The organism is Naumannella huperziae, assembly GCF_054073625.1.
Genome location: NZ_JBSXPH010000001.1, coordinates 309116 through 323354 on the forward strand (window position 1 = coordinate 309116; position 14239 = coordinate 323354).

At 70.1% G+C, this 14239-nt stretch carries 14 protein-coding genes and 1 tRNA gene; 10 read left to right on the forward strand and 5 right to left on the reverse strand.

The window, feature by feature from the left end; translation table 11 throughout:
* Nucleotides 1-21 precede the first annotated feature (21 nt).
* A complete protein-coding gene (gene tadA, locus ACXDC7_RS01485; RefSeq protein WP_459222790.1) occupies nt 22-453 on the reverse strand; it encodes a tRNA adenosine(34) deaminase TadA in 432 nt (143 codons plus the stop codon).
* A 30-nt stretch (nt 454-483) separates the two neighbouring features.
* A complete protein-coding gene (locus ACXDC7_RS01490) occupies nt 484-1116 on the reverse strand; it encodes a tRNA adenosine deaminase-associated protein (protein WP_459220939.1) in 633 nt (210 codons plus the stop codon).
* 109 nt (nt 1117-1225) lie between these two features.
* Here ACXDC7_RS01490 and upp point away from each other — a divergent pair, with 109 nt between their 5' ends.
* From upp to ACXDC7_RS01530, 8 genes are all read left to right on the forward strand, one after another.
* Nucleotides 1226-1867 carry a uracil phosphoribosyltransferase gene (upp, locus tag ACXDC7_RS01495; RefSeq protein ID WP_459220940.1) on the forward strand — a complete coding sequence of 214 codons (642 nt, stop codon included), beginning with the start codon at nt 1226-1228 and terminating at the stop codon, nt 1865-1867.
* Nucleotides 1868-1948: 81 nt separating this feature from the next.
* Complete coding sequence (locus ACXDC7_RS01500; protein WP_459220941.1) at nt 1949-2794, forward strand: MurR/RpiR family transcriptional regulator; 846 nt, start codon at nt 1949-1951, stop codon at nt 2792-2794.
* Complete coding sequence (locus tag ACXDC7_RS01505; protein ID WP_179445147.1) at nt 2791-3672, forward strand: ABC transporter permease subunit; 882 nt, start codon at nt 2791-2793, stop codon at nt 3670-3672. The genes ACXDC7_RS01500 and ACXDC7_RS01505 overlap by 4 nt, the downstream gene beginning before the upstream one ends.
* Complete coding sequence (locus ACXDC7_RS01510; RefSeq protein WP_459220942.1) at nt 3669-4481, forward strand: carbohydrate ABC transporter permease; 813 nt, start codon at nt 3669-3671, stop codon at nt 4479-4481. Before ACXDC7_RS01505 ends, ACXDC7_RS01510 begins: the two co-directional genes overlap by 4 nt.
* A 92-nt stretch (nt 4482-4573) precedes the next feature.
* Nucleotides 4574-5851: an extracellular solute-binding protein gene (locus tag ACXDC7_RS01515; RefSeq protein ID WP_459220943.1), complete on the forward strand. Its 1278-nt coding sequence runs from the start codon at nt 4574-4576 to the stop codon at nt 5849-5851.
* A gap of 2 nt (nt 5852-5853) precedes the next feature.
* Entirely contained in the window at nt 5854-6879 is a 1026-nt protein-coding gene (locus ACXDC7_RS01520; protein WP_179445144.1) for an ABC transporter ATP-binding protein, read from the forward strand.
* A complete protein-coding gene (locus ACXDC7_RS01525; protein WP_459220944.1) occupies nt 6869-7714 on the forward strand; it encodes a Cof-type HAD-IIB family hydrolase in 846 nt (281 codons plus the stop codon). Before ACXDC7_RS01520 ends, ACXDC7_RS01525 begins: the two co-directional genes overlap by 11 nt.
* A complete protein-coding gene (locus tag ACXDC7_RS01530) occupies nt 7711-8520 on the forward strand; it encodes a metallophosphoesterase family protein (RefSeq protein WP_459220945.1) in 810 nt (269 codons plus the stop codon). Before ACXDC7_RS01525 ends, ACXDC7_RS01530 begins: the two co-directional genes overlap by 4 nt.
* A gap of 57 nt (nt 8521-8577) precedes the next feature.
* Here the strand turns inward: ACXDC7_RS01530 and ACXDC7_RS01535 are convergent, their stop codons facing one another.
* Nucleotides 8578-9489, reverse strand: a complete 912-nt coding sequence (locus ACXDC7_RS01535; protein WP_459220946.1) for a 1,4-dihydroxy-2-naphthoyl-CoA synthase — start codon at nt 9487-9489, stop codon at nt 8578-8580.
* A gap of 56 nt (nt 9490-9545) precedes the next feature.
* Between ACXDC7_RS01535 and ACXDC7_RS01540 the strand changes: the two genes are divergently transcribed.
* Both ACXDC7_RS01540 and ACXDC7_RS01545 read left to right on the forward strand, forming a co-directional pair.
* A complete protein-coding gene (locus tag ACXDC7_RS01540; protein WP_459220947.1) occupies nt 9546-10865 on the forward strand; it encodes a DNA polymerase IV in 1320 nt (439 codons plus the stop codon).
* A 76-nt stretch (nt 10866-10941) separates the two neighbouring features.
* Nucleotides 10942-11982: an ABC transporter substrate-binding protein gene (locus ACXDC7_RS01545; protein WP_459220948.1), complete on the forward strand. Its 1041-nt coding sequence runs from the start codon at nt 10942-10944 to the stop codon at nt 11980-11982.
* A gap of 19 nt (nt 11983-12001) precedes the next feature.
* On the opposite strand, the gene ACXDC7_RS01550 is transcribed toward ACXDC7_RS01545, so the two are convergent.
* A complete protein-coding gene (locus tag ACXDC7_RS01550; protein ID WP_179445138.1) occupies nt 12002-13750 on the reverse strand; it encodes a BCCT family transporter in 1749 nt (582 codons plus the stop codon).
* Between the two features lie 164 nt (nt 13751-13914).
* Nucleotides 13915-13987: transfer RNA gene (locus ACXDC7_RS01555), tRNA-Arg, on the reverse strand.
* Nucleotides 13988-14239: the final 252 nt, after the last annotated feature.

Sequence of the window (14239 nt, forward strand, 5' to 3'; positions counted from 1 at the left end):
CTCGCGCCCGCATCCGCGGCGTCAGCGCCGCCCGGCGAAGAACGCGGTGAGCAGGGCGTCGGATTCTTGGGCCCGTACGCCGCCGATCACCTCGGGCCGGTGATTCAGCCGCGGGTCGCGTACCACGTCGAACAGCGATGCGACCGCGCCCGCCTTCGGGTCATAGGCCCCGAAGACCAACCGCGCCACCCGGGACAGCACCGACGCACCCGCACACATCGTGCACGGCTCCAGCGTGACCACGAGCGTGCAGCCGGACAGCCGCCACTCCCCGAGCCGCGCCGCGGCCCGGCGCAGCGCCAGCACCTCGGCATGCGCGGTCGGGTCACCGGTCAGCTCCCGCTCGTTCCCGGCACCGGCGATCAGCGCGCCGTCGGCATCCAGCACGACCGCGCCGACCGGAATGTCACCATGATCGGCCGCGGCCCGCGCCCGATCCAGCGCCTGCGCCATCGCGGCATCCCAGCGCGACGCCATCGACGATCAGGCGAACTCGGCGTCGACCACCCGGCGCACCTCGCGCCCGACGCCGAGCTTGTCGGCGATGTCGAGAACGACCTCGTCGGAGTCGGCGTCATCGTCCAGTTCGGCGACGAAGCCCTCGAGATCGAGTTCGCTGATCCCCACATCGGCGAGCAGACCAAGATCACCGAGCGGCTCGGCCTCGTCCTCGTCGATGTCGGACTCGCCCAGGTAGTCGGCGATGTCGCGCGCGATCGGCCATTCCGTCGCGGACGCGGCGTCGGAGACGAGCGTCTGCACCATGCGCCCCCGGACCCGCACGATCACGAAGACCTCGCCCACCAGCGAGACGAATCCGATCGCGCCGGCATCGCCCGGCAGCCGGCGGAGCTGGACGATCAGCTCCTCCAGATCGTTGGCCAGCTCCTTCGGCAGCGCGCGGGCGACCGCGACGCCGTCCTCCCGGTAGACCGCGAGGACGAGATCGATCTCGTCGTCCTCGGCATCCTCGGGCTCGTCGTCCAGTTCGTCGTCGTCTTCGTCGAAGTCGGAGTCCTCGGCCGCGGCATCGGTCTCGCGGCGCGACGGCGTACCGGACCCACCGGCACGGCCCAGATCGAACGACTCGTAGTCGTCGACGTCGTAATCGCTCATCTCCGCCTCCCGTTCACCGCCCCATGGTGACAGATCGTGACCGCCAGCGGCACCGGCAAATGCGGCAGGTTCGCTCAGACCTCTCCGGCCGTCTGCCAAAGTGCCACCTGTGGAACTCCGCGTCGTCGACCACCCGCTGGTGGCACACAAGCTGACCCTGCTCCGCGACCGCGACACCGACTCGCCGACCTTTCGCCGGCTGACCGAGGAGCTGGTCACCCTGCTGGCCTACGAGGCCACCCGCGAGGTACGCGTGGAGCCGACCACCGTGCCGACACCGGTGGCGGCCGCTCCCGGGGTACGCCTGCGCGAGCCCCGGCCGATGGTGGTGCCGATCCTGCGCGCCGGGCTCGGGATGCTGGAGGGGATGTCGCGGCTGATGCCGACCGCCGAGGTCGGCTTCGTCGGGATGGTCCGCAACGAGGAGACGCTGCAGCCGGTGACCTATGCCGAGCGGCTGCCGACCGATCTCTCCGGGCGCCAGTGCTATGTGCTGGACCCGATGCTCGCCACCGGCGGTTCGCTCGCCACCGCGGTGCGGTTCCTGGTTGATCGCGGGGCCGACCACATCACCTGCATCTGCCTGCTTGCCGCCCCCGAGGGGATCGACCGGATGCGCGAACTGCTGGCCGAGCTGGAGGTGCCCACGACGCTCGTGGTGGCGGCGGTGGACGAGCGGCTCAACGAACAGGGCTTCATCGTGCCCGGCCTGGGCGATGCCGGCGACCGTCTCTACGGTGTCGCCGACTAGTTCATGTCATGAGAATACATAACATGAATCGTTCATGTTATGGCCATACATGAGTCGCCCGGGGCCCCTAGCGTTCCTCTCGTGACGAAACAGCCCACCGCCATCGCCCGCATCCAGGCGGCGCTCGGCTCGTTGGTGGCGAGCGAGCGGCGCGTTGCCGAGATCGTCCTGGCCGACCCCCGCGCAGTCATCGGCTCCACGGCGGCACAGCTCGCCGCCCGGGCCGACACCTCCGCGACCACCGTCATCCGCTTCGCCCGCAGTGTCGGCTTCGCCGGCTACCAGCAGCTCGCCATCGCGCTGGCCATCACCGAACCGACCCTGGAATCCGCAACGCCGCTCGAGTCGGCCGACACCCCGATCGAGACCCTGCGCAAGATCGCGACGATCGGCTCCCAGTCGCTGCGGAAGACGGCCGAGTCCGTCGACCCCGCCGCGCTGTCCGCCGCGGTCTCCGCGATCGCCGAGGCGCGCCACGTCCTCGCCATCGGGGCGGCGCTCAGTGCGCCGGTCGCCCTGGACGTCGCCTACCGCCTGAACCACCTCGGCATCTCCGCAGACGCGCCGGCCGACAGCCAGATCCAGCGGATCCGGGCGGCGCGGCTCGGGCCGGCCGATGTCTGCCTGGTCTTCCTGCACGGCGGGACCTACCAGCCGGTCATCGACCTGCTGCACGACGCGGCGGCGACCGGCGCCACCATCGTCGGCGTCACCTCGTTCGTGCGTACGCCGCTCGCCGAGCACGCCGATCATGCGCTCGTTGTCGGCGCCGGCGTCGTCGGGGCCGGGGTCGAGGCCTGGGCGTCGCGGTTGTCCTTCCTGGCGGTGGCCGACGCGCTGGTGCTCTCGGTGATCAACATGAACCCGGGACAACATCGCGCGTCGCTGGCCCGCATCCAGGAACTCGTCGAAGGCGGTGGGCTGTGAGCGACGCCCGCAATCGAGTGGTGCCGATGCTGCTCATCGGCCCGGCAGCGCTCGGCATCATCGTGTTCGTGATCGCCCCGCTGATCATCGTGTTGGCGCTCAGCCTGTTCCGGGTGAACCTGATCGGCGGCACGATGACCTTCGCCGGGCTGGACAACTTCGTCACGGAGCTCCAGCACCCGGAGTTCGTCACCAGCATCCGCAACACGGTCACCTACGGCCTGCTCACCGTCCTGCCCTCCCTCGCGCTCGGCCTGATCGTCGCGCTGGCGATCAACGGCCTCACCCGCGGGCAGGGCTTCTGGCGCAGCGTCTACTTCCTCCCGGCGGCTACCACGCTCGTCGCGATGAGCGCGGTCTGGCGCTGGATGTTCCGGCCCGACACCGGGGTCGTCGACACCGTCCTCGGCCCGCTGTTCGGCCTTCGCGACTGGCTCGGCGACCCGAATCTGGCGATGGGCGCGATCGCGATCGTCGGCATCTGGCACCAGTTCGGGCTGATCACCGTCCTCTACCTCGCAGCCCTCGGCACGGTCCCGGGCGATCAGTACGACAGCGCCGCCATCGACGGCGCGCGCGACTGGAGCCGGTTCTGGCACGTGACCTGGCCGGCGCTCGGCCCGACCACGGTGTTCGCCTTCGCGGTCACGGCCAGCTCGGCGCTGCAGGCCTACGACGTGATCGCGGCGATGACCGCGGGCGGCCCGCTGAACTCCACCACCACCCTGACCTATGCCATCTGGTCACGCGGCGTGCACTTCTTCGACATCGGCCGGGCCGCGGTCCTGTCGCTCGCGCTGCTGGCCCTGTCGATCCTGGTCACCGCCGTCCAACGCACGGGGTACGCCCGCCGCCTGGAAGCCGGGGCCGTCCGATGAAGATCATTCCGCAACTCGCCCGTCATGGCCTGCTCGCCCTCGGCGCGGTCTATGTCCTGGGACCGATCGCGCTGATGCTGCTCAGCGCGTTCACCCCGACCGACGACATCCTGGCCGGCCGCTATCTGGCCAACCTCACCCTCGGCAACTTCGTCGAGGTCGCCGAGCGGGTCCCACTGGCCCTGTACTACCGCAACTCGATCATCGTCTGCCTCGCCACATTCCTGCTGCAGGTGGTGGTCTGTGTCCCGGCGGCCTATGCCCTCGCCCGGCTGCGCTTCGCCGGCCGGACGGTCGGGGTCTGGCTGCTCGGCCTGCTCATCCTGTTGCCTTTCCAGGTGATCGCGATCCCGATCTACCTGGTCTTCCGCAATGTCGGCCTGATCGACACCCTGCCCGCGTTGATCCTGCCCTTCGTCGGCAACGCCTTCGCGATCTTCCTGCTCCGCCAGTACTTCGTCTCGCTGCCGCAGTCGATGTTCGACGCCGCCAGGATCGACGGGGCCGGTACGCTCGCCGTGCTGCTGGAGATCGTCGTGCCATCGAGCCGCCCCGCGATCACCTCGCTCGGGGTGTTCACCATCACCGCCGCCTGGAACGCCTACTTCTGGCCATCCTTCGTTCTCACCGACCAGTCCTCGGCGACCATCCCGTTCGGCGTGATCAGCTTCGTCAACTCCGATGCCGTGACCGACTACGGCCCCCAGATGGCGATGGCCACCCTGTCCGTACTTCCGCTGCTCGCGGCGTTCCTGATCGCCCAGCGTCAGTTCATCCGCGGCCTCGCCCTCAAGGGCCAGACCGGCTGACCAGCCCCGACGACCACTCACCCCACTCGCTCGGCCAGCGCCGTTCGAGCTCCTCGCCCTGCCCCCGAACGCTCAGCACAAGGAAGATCATCATGAATCGTTCCGTCCGTATCCCTGCCCTCGCCCTGCTCGCCTCCTCGACCATCGCGGCTCTGGTGCTGACCAGTTGCGCCTCCCCCGACAGCACGGCCTCGACGACCGACAGCCCGGTGATCATCGTCTCCGGCCAGTCGGCCCAGAACGGTGAGCTGCTGCAGCAGCTCTTCGACGACTACAACGCCGCGAACGCCGCGGCGCCCGTCACCTTGCAGATGTCGGCCGACACCGATGTCGACACCGCACAGAAGGCCCTGGTCAACCTCGCCTCCGGCAAGGGCCCAGACGCCGTCCGGGTCACCAATGCCACCTACCAGACCATGATCGACGCGGGCGCCGCGCAGCCCGCCGATGCCTGCCTCACCGAGTCCGGCGCCGAGCTCGACCGCCGCGTCCTCGACGGCATCGCGGTCGACGGCACCAGCTACCAGGTGCCGTGGTACGTCACGCCGAATGCCCTGTTCTACAACGACGACCTCTTCGTCAAGGCCGGCCTCGATCCGGACAAGCCGCCGACGACGATGAGCGAGTTCCACGAGGCCGCCAAGGCGATAGCGGCCACCGGCGCCGCCGGCGGCACGGCGTACTTCGGCAACGACTACAACTTCCAGGGCTATGTCGCCTCGCTCGGCGGCCGGGTGTATGACCCGCAGACCAAGGCGCTCGGGATCGACAGCCCCGGCGGCACGGCGGCCTTTGACCTGTTCGCCACCATGGCGGGCGACGGCAGCAGCCCCGTCTACTCCAACTTCTTCGCCGAGGCCAACGAGGCCTTCGCGGCCGGCAAGCTGGGCATGATCATCACCTCGGCCTCGGGCTACCCGGCGCTGAAGGCCAGCGGCAAGGTCTCGATCCGGCTCGCCCCGGTGCCGACGATGGACGGGGGCAAGCAGGTCGCGGTCAGCTCCACCAACGGCTTCGTGATCACCACCAAGGATCCCGCGCGTCAGCGGGCAGTCTGCGACGCGCTGCAGACGCTGCTCAGCCCCGAGGCCGTGACCAGGACGGTAGCTGCCACGGCCACCATCCCGTTGCTGCCGTCGGTCGCCGACGACCCCGCGTACCTCGCGGATGTCTACGAGAAGAACCCCGACTGGGTCGCGGTGCGCGAGCAGCAGACCACCCCCTGGGTGTCGCTGCCGGGCGGCGCGCACGCCGAGTACAGCAAGGCCTACGTGGACAGCCAGCTCCGCGTGCTGCGTCGGGAGACCCCCGCCGCAGAGGCCGTCACTTCGTTGCAGGCGGCCACGGCCGACCTGCTCGCTGCGCAGTGATCATGAGCGCCGCGCTGACCGTGCAATCGGTGACGAAGACCTTTCGTCCCGGCGAGCCCCGCATCCTCGATGACATCACGCTGACCGCCGACGCGGGCCGGATCACCACCATCCTCGGCGAGTCCGGTTGCGGCAAGACCACCTTGCTGCGCATCGTCGCCGGCCTGGAGGAGCCCAGCTCCGGCCGGCTGCTGATCGCCGATCGCGATGTCACCCGGCTGGCCCCGGTCGACCGGGATGTCGCGATGGTCTTCCAGACCTTCGGGCTCTATCCGGCCAAGACCGTGGCGAAGAACATCGAGTTCCCGCTGAAGATGGCCAAGGTGGCCCCCGCGGAGCGGCGTACCCGCGCCGCCGAGGTCGCCGCGATCATGCACATCGAGCACCTGATGAACCGCCTGCCCGCCGAGCTGTCTGGTGGGCAGCGGCAGCGGGTCGGCATCTGTCGGGCGCTGGTACGCCGGCCGCGGCTGCTCCTGATGGACGAGCCGCTGTCCGCGCTGGATCCCAAGCTGCGCAACGAGCTGCGTACCGAGATCGTCGCCCTGCAGCGCGCCATCGGCTCGACCATCCTCTACGTCACCCACGACCAGACCGAGGCGATGACCATGTCCGACACGGTCGTGGTGATGCGGGGCGGGCGGATCGAGCAGGCGGGACCGCCGGACAAGGTGTTCGCACGGCCGGCGAGCACCTATGTGGCCGAGTTCCTCGGCAACATGAACCTCAATCCGGCACCGGATGTCGAGCGTGCTGGCGGGTACGCCGAAACGGTCGGCATCCGGCCCGAGCACTTCGGGCTGGCCGGGACCCGCCCGGCCGCCGAGGACGACTTCGTCGTCAGCGGCCGGCTCGAGCGCTGCGAGCTGCTCGGCGCCGATCGGATTCTGCACGTGCGGGCCGGGGAGATCCTCTGGCGCGCACGGGTCGATGCCGACGCGCCGATCGGCGACGAGATCACCCTGGTCGCGTCGCGCGACCAGGTCCACACCTTCGACACCGAAACCGGAGCCCGACGTGCCACCTGAAGCTCTCTCCCCCAGCCGACCCCGCCTGCTGGTCACCGACCTGGACGGCACGCTGCTCACCTCGCGGCGTACCGTCACCGACGCGACCGTGGCCGGCCTGGCCGCGGCCCGGGACGCGGGGCTGACGCTCGCCGTCGCCTCGGCCCGACCCCTCCGCCTGATCGAGGCCGTGCTCGGTCCGGAGGTGATCAAGCTCTTCACCGCGCTGATCGTGTCGAACGGCGCGGCGGTGCTCGACGCCGCCACCGGGACGCTGCTCGCCGAGCAGGCGCTGTCCCCCGAGCACACCAGGACGGCGATCGAACGGCTGCGCGCGCAGTGGCCCGGAGCCGGGTTCGGCTGGGAGTCGGGCACCGAGTTCGGCTGCGACGCGGCCTTCCTCGAGCTGACCCGGACCGAGCCGATCCTGCGCGACGCCCACCCCGACCGCGTCACGCCGGAGCCCGCCGGCACGGCACACCAGCTCGTGATGTCCGTGGCCGGGATCAAGCCGGCCGAGCTGCTGGCCCCGGCCGCCGCCGTGCTCGGCGGGGCCTACGACGTGACCGACTCCCTCGGTGGCGTCACCGAGGTCGCGCCGGCCGGGGTCAGCAAGGCGACCGCGGCGGCGCTGTGGGCCAAGTCGATCGGCCTGGGGCTCGCCGATGTCGTGGCCTTCGGCGACGAGCACAACGATCTACCGCTGCTCACCGCCGCCGGGCTCGGGGTGGCGATGGGCAATGCGGCCGATCACGTCAAGGCCGCGGCCCGCAGCGTCACCGCCGGCAACGACGAGGACGGAGTGGCCCGGTTCCTGACCGAGCACCTGCTGCCGACCCTTCGAGGGGCACAGTGAGCACGACGATCCTGCAGGTTTCCGATCCCCACCTCGGCGCCTCCGGTGGCCCGGAGCGCGCCGAGCTGGGACGCCGGCACTGGGCCGCCTTCGCCGAGCAGGTCAGCGCCGACCCGCCCGCGCTGGTGGTGGTCAGCGGCGACATCGTCGTCGACGATCCCGACGACGAGGCCGACCAAGCAGAGGCAGCCGCGGCGGTGGCGAGCCTGGGCGTACCCACGCTGGTCCTGCCGGGCAACCACGATGTCGGTGATCATCAGCTGCGGCGGGGCCTGCCCGCCGATTGGCACGGCAAGCTCGTCACCGCCGAGCGGGTCGCCGCGTGGGAGGCGCGCTGGGGGCCGTCGTTCCGGAGCCTGCAGCTCGGCTCGTGGACGATCATCGGGATCAACGCCCAGGTGCTGGGCAGCGGCACCCCGCGCGAGGCCGAGCAGTGGGACTGGCTGGAGCGGACGGCGCTGGCCGCGGGCGACCCGCGCCCGAAGCTGGTGTTCCTGCACGAGTCGCTCGGGCCCCGGCCGGAGGACACCGGGAACGACTCCTGGCTGAGCGTGCCGACGGCGCCCGGGCACCGGCTCGCCGCGCTGATCCGGGACGCCAACGTTGCCCTCGTCGCGGCCGGGCACACGCACAAGTATCTGGCGTGGTCCGGCGACGGAATCGCGCAGGTCACGGCGCCGAGCCTCGCCGGGCCGATCCTGGTCCGCCCCGACATGACCGCCGCGTCGGGCGATCCGGACGCGGGGTGGCTGGCCCACACGCTCCACGACGACGGCACGGTGCGGTCCGTCCGGCGCCTGGTCTGAACACCTCGGGCCCGGCAGGCCGTGGTCCGGCGCGCCGGACGATCTCAACGCGTCGGATCAGTAGTACCAGGGGAATCTCGACCAGTCGGGGTCGCGCTTCTCCAGGAAGGCGTCGCGCCCCTCGACGGCCTCGTCGGTCATGTACGCCAACCGCGTCGTCTCCCCGGCGAACACCTGCTGGCCGATCAGCCCGTCATCGATGGCGTTGAAGGCGAACTTCAGCATCCGCTGGGCGGTCGGGCTCTTGCCGCAGATCTTGCGCGCCCAGTCCAGCCCGGTCGCCTCGAGTTGATCATGGTCGACCACCGCGTTCACCATGCCCATCCGGTGCGCGGCGTCGGCATCGTAGACATCGCCGAGGAAGAAGATCTCCCGGGCGAACTTCTGCCCCACCTGCCGGGCGAGGTACGCCGACCCGAACCCCGCATCGAAGGAGCCGACGTCGGCATCGGTCTGCTTGAAGCGCGCGTGTTCCCGGCTGGCCAGGGTGAGATCGCACACCACATGCAGGCTGTGCCCGCCGCCGGCGGCCCAACCATTGACCAGCGCGATCACGGGCTTCGGCATGAACCTGATCAACCGCTGCACCTCCAGGATGTGCAACCGCCCGAGCCGACCGGCGTCGACCGTGTCCGCGGTCTGGCCGTCGGCGTACTGGTATCCCGACCGACCGCGGATCCGTTGATCACCGCCGCTGCAGAACGCCCAGCCCTGGTCCCGCGGCGACGGCCCGTTGCCGGTGAGCAGCACGCAGCCGACATCGGAGCTCATCCGAGCATGATCAAGTGCGCGGTAGAGCTCGTCCACGGTGTGCGGGCGGAACGCGTTGCGCACCTCCGGACGATCGAATGCGATCCGCACGGCCGGGACGTCGACCGCCCGGTGGTAGGTGATGTCGGTGAAGTCGAATCCCTCGACCTTCCGCCACGCCGCTTCGTCGAGATTCTGCCGTCCCTGCGCATCGTTCACCCGCGCCACGCTACCGCCGCCCGCCCGTGGCGGCGGCGAGGGTGCAGGATGGGAACATGCGTTCGGAGGCCTCGATCATGCACCTTGATCTTGATGCCTTCTTCGCCTCGGTCGAGCAGCGCGACAAGCCGTCGCTGCGCGGCAAGCCGGTGATCGTCGGCGGGCTGGGCCGGCGCGGCGTGGTGTCGACGGCGTCGTATGAGGCCCGGGTCTTCGGCGTGCACTCGGCAATGCCGATGCACGAGGCCCGCCGGCTCGCGCCCAATGCGGCATTCCTGTCGGGCCGCTTCGGCAAGTACCGCGCGACCAGCGCGATCGTGATGGGCATCCTGCGCGAGATCTCGCCGCTGGTCGAGCCGCTGTCGCTGGACGAGGCCTTCGTCGATCTCGCCGCCGGCGCCGACCCGCCGGAGTTCGCCCCGCCGGCGCTGACGAGATTCGGCATCGAACTCAAACAGCGGGTCCGCGAGGCCACGGGCGGCATCGTCGCCTCGCTCGGGATCGGCAGCTCCAGATTCATCGCCAAGCTCGCCACCGAGCTCGGCAAGCCCGACGGGTGCCATCTGGTCGAGCCCGGAACCGAGGTCGAGACCATCGCGCCGCTCGCCGTCGGCGTGATTCCCGGCGTCGGCCCGGTGACCCGCGACAAGCTGGCGCGCCTGGGCGTACTCACGGTCGCCGATCTCCAGCAGCGATCCCTCGCCGAGCTGAACCGTGAGCTCGGCCAGGCCCACGGCACCGGCCTGCACCACCTCGCCTTCGCCCGCGACGATCGCGCGGTCGATCCCGAACGCGAGTCGAAGTCGATCTCGGTCGAGGACACCTTCGAGACCGACATCGCCGACCGGGCCGAGCTGCGCCGGATCGCCGAGCGACATGCCCGGCTGGTCGCCCGCCGGGTGGGCGAGCAGGGGTTGTTCGCCCGCACGGTGGCGATCAAGGTACGCCGCCCCGACTTCTCCACCGTGACCCGCGCGCGTACCCTGCGGGGCGCGACCGACCGTGCGGAGGTGATCATCGGCCAGGCGCACGCGCTGCTCGACGGGCTCGATCTGGCCGACGGCGTGCGGCTGCTCGGGGTGGGCGTCAGTGGATTCTCCGAGTCCGCGCAGGAGGAGCTTTTCGACCTCGGTACGCCGACCGCGGGCGCCGAGCCGGAGGCGACGCAGCAGACCGACTGGGCCGACCCGGAACCGCGCCGCGCGCCGAGCCTGCGCCCGGGTGCCGACGTCCGGCACCGTGAGCACGGCGACGGCTGGGTCTGGGGAGCGGGGCTGGGGCGGGTCACCGTCCGGTTCGAAACCGCGCTGACCGGCCCCGGCCCGGTGCGTACCTTCGCCGAGGACGACCCCGATCTCGAATTGCTTCCGGACTGATCTAGGTTAGGCTCTCCTTCATCGCGCGCGCCGGCCGTGTTGCGACCCCACCGAACGTTCTCTACGAGGAGCCTGCATGCCGACCACCCGCCGCACCTTCCTGACCGGACTGTCCGTGCTCGCCGCCGCACCGGCGCTCGCGGCCTGCTCCACCGGCGGGGCCCCGGCGGACCAACAGCCCGCGGCCGGTCCCGCGGGCGCGGGCTTCCCGGTCACGATCGAGCACAAGTTCGGCTCGACGACGATCGAGCGGGAGCCGCAGCGGGTGGTGCTGGTCGGGCTGACCGACCAGGACACCATGCTCGCCCTGGGCAAGGTGCCGGTCGCGGTGACCGACTGGTACGCAGACGACACCCCGGGGCGGATCTACCCGTGGGCGCTGGACAAGCTGGGCGACGCGCCCCTGCCGGAGGTGCTGAGCGGCGAGGAGATCGAGTTCGAGCGGATCGCCTCGCTCGCCCCGGATCTGATCCTCGGCCAGTACGCCGGCGTTCAGCAGGCCGACTACGAGAAGCTCTCGGCGCTCGCACCGACGGTGGTGCAGCCCGGAAACGTCCCCGACTACGGGGCCCCCTGGGACGTCGCGGCGATCACCATCGGCCGGGCGATCGGCAAGGAGGCGGCGGCGCGCGAGCTGGTGGACGGCGTCAAGCGGCAGCTCGCCGAGGCGGCCGCGGCGAACGGGTTCGCCGGCAGGTCCGGGGCCGTCTTGTCGGCCTGGGAGGGCATGTATGTCTACGGCCCCGACGATCCCCGCTCCCAGATGTTGCGGGAGCTCGGCTTCGCGTTCCCCGAGAAGCTGCTGCAGGGCAAGTCCGATCGGTTCGGCTGGGCGCTGAGCCCGGAGCGGACCACGGACCTGAACGGCGTGGACGTTGCGATCTGGACCGCGACGCCGGACCAGGTGGCGCAGCAGACGGGCGGCGTGTGGGCCAAAACCGACACCGCCAAGCAGGGCCGCGGGCTCTTCATCGAGCCGAAGCCGGCCGACTACGACATCGCGTTCAGCTTCGTCACCCCACTGAGCATCCCGTACGTGCTGCAGCGCCTCACACCGCAACTGGTTGCGGCGATCGACGGCGACCCGGCGACGAAGATCCCGCCGCCGGGCGCCTGATCTCCCGACGGTCTGCCGGTCAGCCGTTCCGCGGCACGGCGCGCGACCCGGTCCGGGTCGGTGCGGGATCGGCGTCATCCTCGGCGAGCGCCTCGGCAACCTCAAGCGTCACCTCGCGGCGGAAGACGTTCTCCTCGATCCGGCGACGCTGGGCAAGATCACGACTGAGCGCCTTCCACAGGCTGATGCAGATGCCGATCATCACCACCGAGAACGGCGCGGCCGCGATGATCGTCATCGCCTGCAGCGAGGACAGCCCCAGGCCCTCGGTACCGGCGCGGTAGCCGGCCCACAGCAGCACCAGCGCGATCGCGCCTTCCATGGCCGCCCAGAACACCCGCGACCAGACCGGCGGGTTCTCGTCGCCGCCGTGGCTGATCATGTCCACCACGAACGATCCGGAGTCGGAGCTGGTGACGAAGAAGATCATCACCAGCAAGATCGCGAGGCCGCTGAGCAGCGCCCCGCCGGGCAGTCGGGACAGCATGTCGAACAGTGCGGTGTTGGTGGAGACCGCGCCGTCGATGATCAGCCCGCCGCCGCCGGCGACCTCCTGCCAGAGCGCGGTGCCACCGATCACCGAGAACCACAGCGCGGTCATCAGGGTCGGCACGAGCAGCACGCCGACCACGAACTGGCGGACGGTACGCCCCCGCGAGATGCGCGCGATGAACACGCCGACGAACGGTGCCCAGGCCATCCACCAGCCCCAGTAGTAGGTGGTCCAACCGCCGAGCCACTCCTCGCCGTTCGTGCCCTGGTAGGGCAGCGTCGCGAAGGACAGCCCGATGAACTGCTGGATGTAGAGCCCGATCGTCTGCACCATCTCGCGCAGCACGAACAGCGTCGGGCCGACGGCCAGCACGACGAGCACGAGCGCCGCGGCCAGGACCATGTTGATGTTGGACAGCCACTTGATGCCCTTGTCCAGCCCGGACAGCACCGACAGCGTCGCGAGCGCGGTGATCCCGACAACCAGCACGAGCTGCACGATCTCGCTGTCGGGCAGCAGGCCGATGTGGGCGAGGCCGGCGGCGATCTGCGCCACGCCGAGACCCAGCGAGCTGGCGACGCCGAACAGCGTGCCGACGATGGCGGCGACGTCAATCACGTGGCCCCAGAATCCCTTCACCACCCGGGTACCGAGCAGCGGCTCGAGCGCCCAGCGGATCGAGACCGGACGGCCGCGCCGGTGCACGGCGTACGCGACACCGAGGCCGACCACCGCATAGATGGCCCACGCATGCACACCCCAGTGCAGGAAGGTCTGGGTGAGCGCCTGCTGCGCCAGGGCCCCCGGCGCCGCCCCGGCCAGGTCGGGTCGCGGGGAGGCGAGGTGATTCAACGGTTCGGCCGCGCCCCAGAAGACCAGGCCGATGCCCATCCCGGCAGCGAACAGCATGGCGATCCAACTGAGCGTGCCGTACGCCGGCTCCTCGTCGTCCTTGCCGAGCTTGATCCGGCCGAGCGGGGACACCGCCACCACGACGGAGAAGATCACGAAGCAGGTGACGATCAACACGTAGTACCAGCCGATGCCATTGGTGACATAGCTGTTCAGGTTGGTGATCCACTCGCTGAACGGACCGCCGCCGACCGCGGCGATGATCACGAACAGTCCGATGATCACCGCCGCCGGGATGAAGACCGGCCAGTACGGCCGGTTGCCCTTCGGGACGACCTCTTCGCGGATCCGGTCGCCGCTCGGGCCCGCCGGCGTACCGGTCTCGGTCGGTGCTGTTTCTTCGGAGTCTGTTCGGATGCTCATCTCATCGCTCTCTGCTGGTTCGCGCGGCTGTCGCGCTGCGTATCGCTCGGGGTACATACAGACCTTTGCGACTGATCAGTCAGATGGCAACTCGGCGCGCGCGCCCAGGATGCCGCCCCGGAAACGCAACGAACCCCGGGCCGGGTGGGCTCGGGGTTCTGCTGCGCGCTCGGAGGGACTCGAACCCCCAACCTTCTGATCCGTAGTCAGATGCTCTATCCATTAAGCTACGAGCGCAGGATCGGTCGACGACCGGGAAGACACTGTACCGGCGCGCCCGCGGCCCGCCAAATCAGGCGGGCGATCCGAGCAGCCCCGATTCCCTCACTGGTTCGTACCAGTTGACGCACGATGCGCCCGCACCCAGGCCCGCGCATCGAAGTGCTCCAGACATCCGATTTTCCGCGTAACTGCGGGAGTGACGTGGGCCACGTGACGATCTTCACAGCAGAAATGTGGTCTGAAATGTGTAATACCAGTGAGTGTGGT

Bases quoted from the DNA above. Each gene is read 5' to 3' on its own strand.
- tadA (WP_459222790.1), bottom strand. From the start codon at position 453: ATGGCGCAGGCGCTGGATCGGGCGCGGGCCGCGGCCGATCATGGTGAC.
- ACXDC7_RS01490 (WP_459220939.1), bottom strand. From the start codon at position 1,116: ATGAGCGATTACGACGTCGACGACTACGAGTCGTTCGATCTGGGCCGT.
- ACXDC7_RS01510 (WP_459220942.1), top strand. From the start codon at position 3,669: ATGAAGATCATTCCGCAACTCGCCCGTCATGGCCTGCTCGCCCTCGGC.
- ACXDC7_RS01515 (WP_459220943.1), top strand. From the start codon at position 4,574: ATGAATCGTTCCGTCCGTATCCCTGCCCTCGCCCTGCTCGCCTCCTCG.
- ACXDC7_RS01520 (WP_179445144.1), top strand. From the start codon at position 5,854: ATGAGCGCCGCGCTGACCGTGCAATCGGTGACGAAGACCTTTCGTCCC.
- ACXDC7_RS01540 (WP_459220947.1), top strand. From the start codon at position 9,546: ATGCGTTCGGAGGCCTCGATCATGCACCTTGATCTTGATGCCTTCTTC.
- ACXDC7_RS01545 (WP_459220948.1), top strand. From the start codon at position 10,942: ATGCCGACCACCCGCCGCACCTTCCTGACCGGACTGTCCGTGCTCGCC.
- ACXDC7_RS01550 (WP_179445138.1), bottom strand. From the start codon at position 13,750: ATGAGCATCCGAACAGACTCCGAAGAAACAGCACCGACCGAGACCGGT.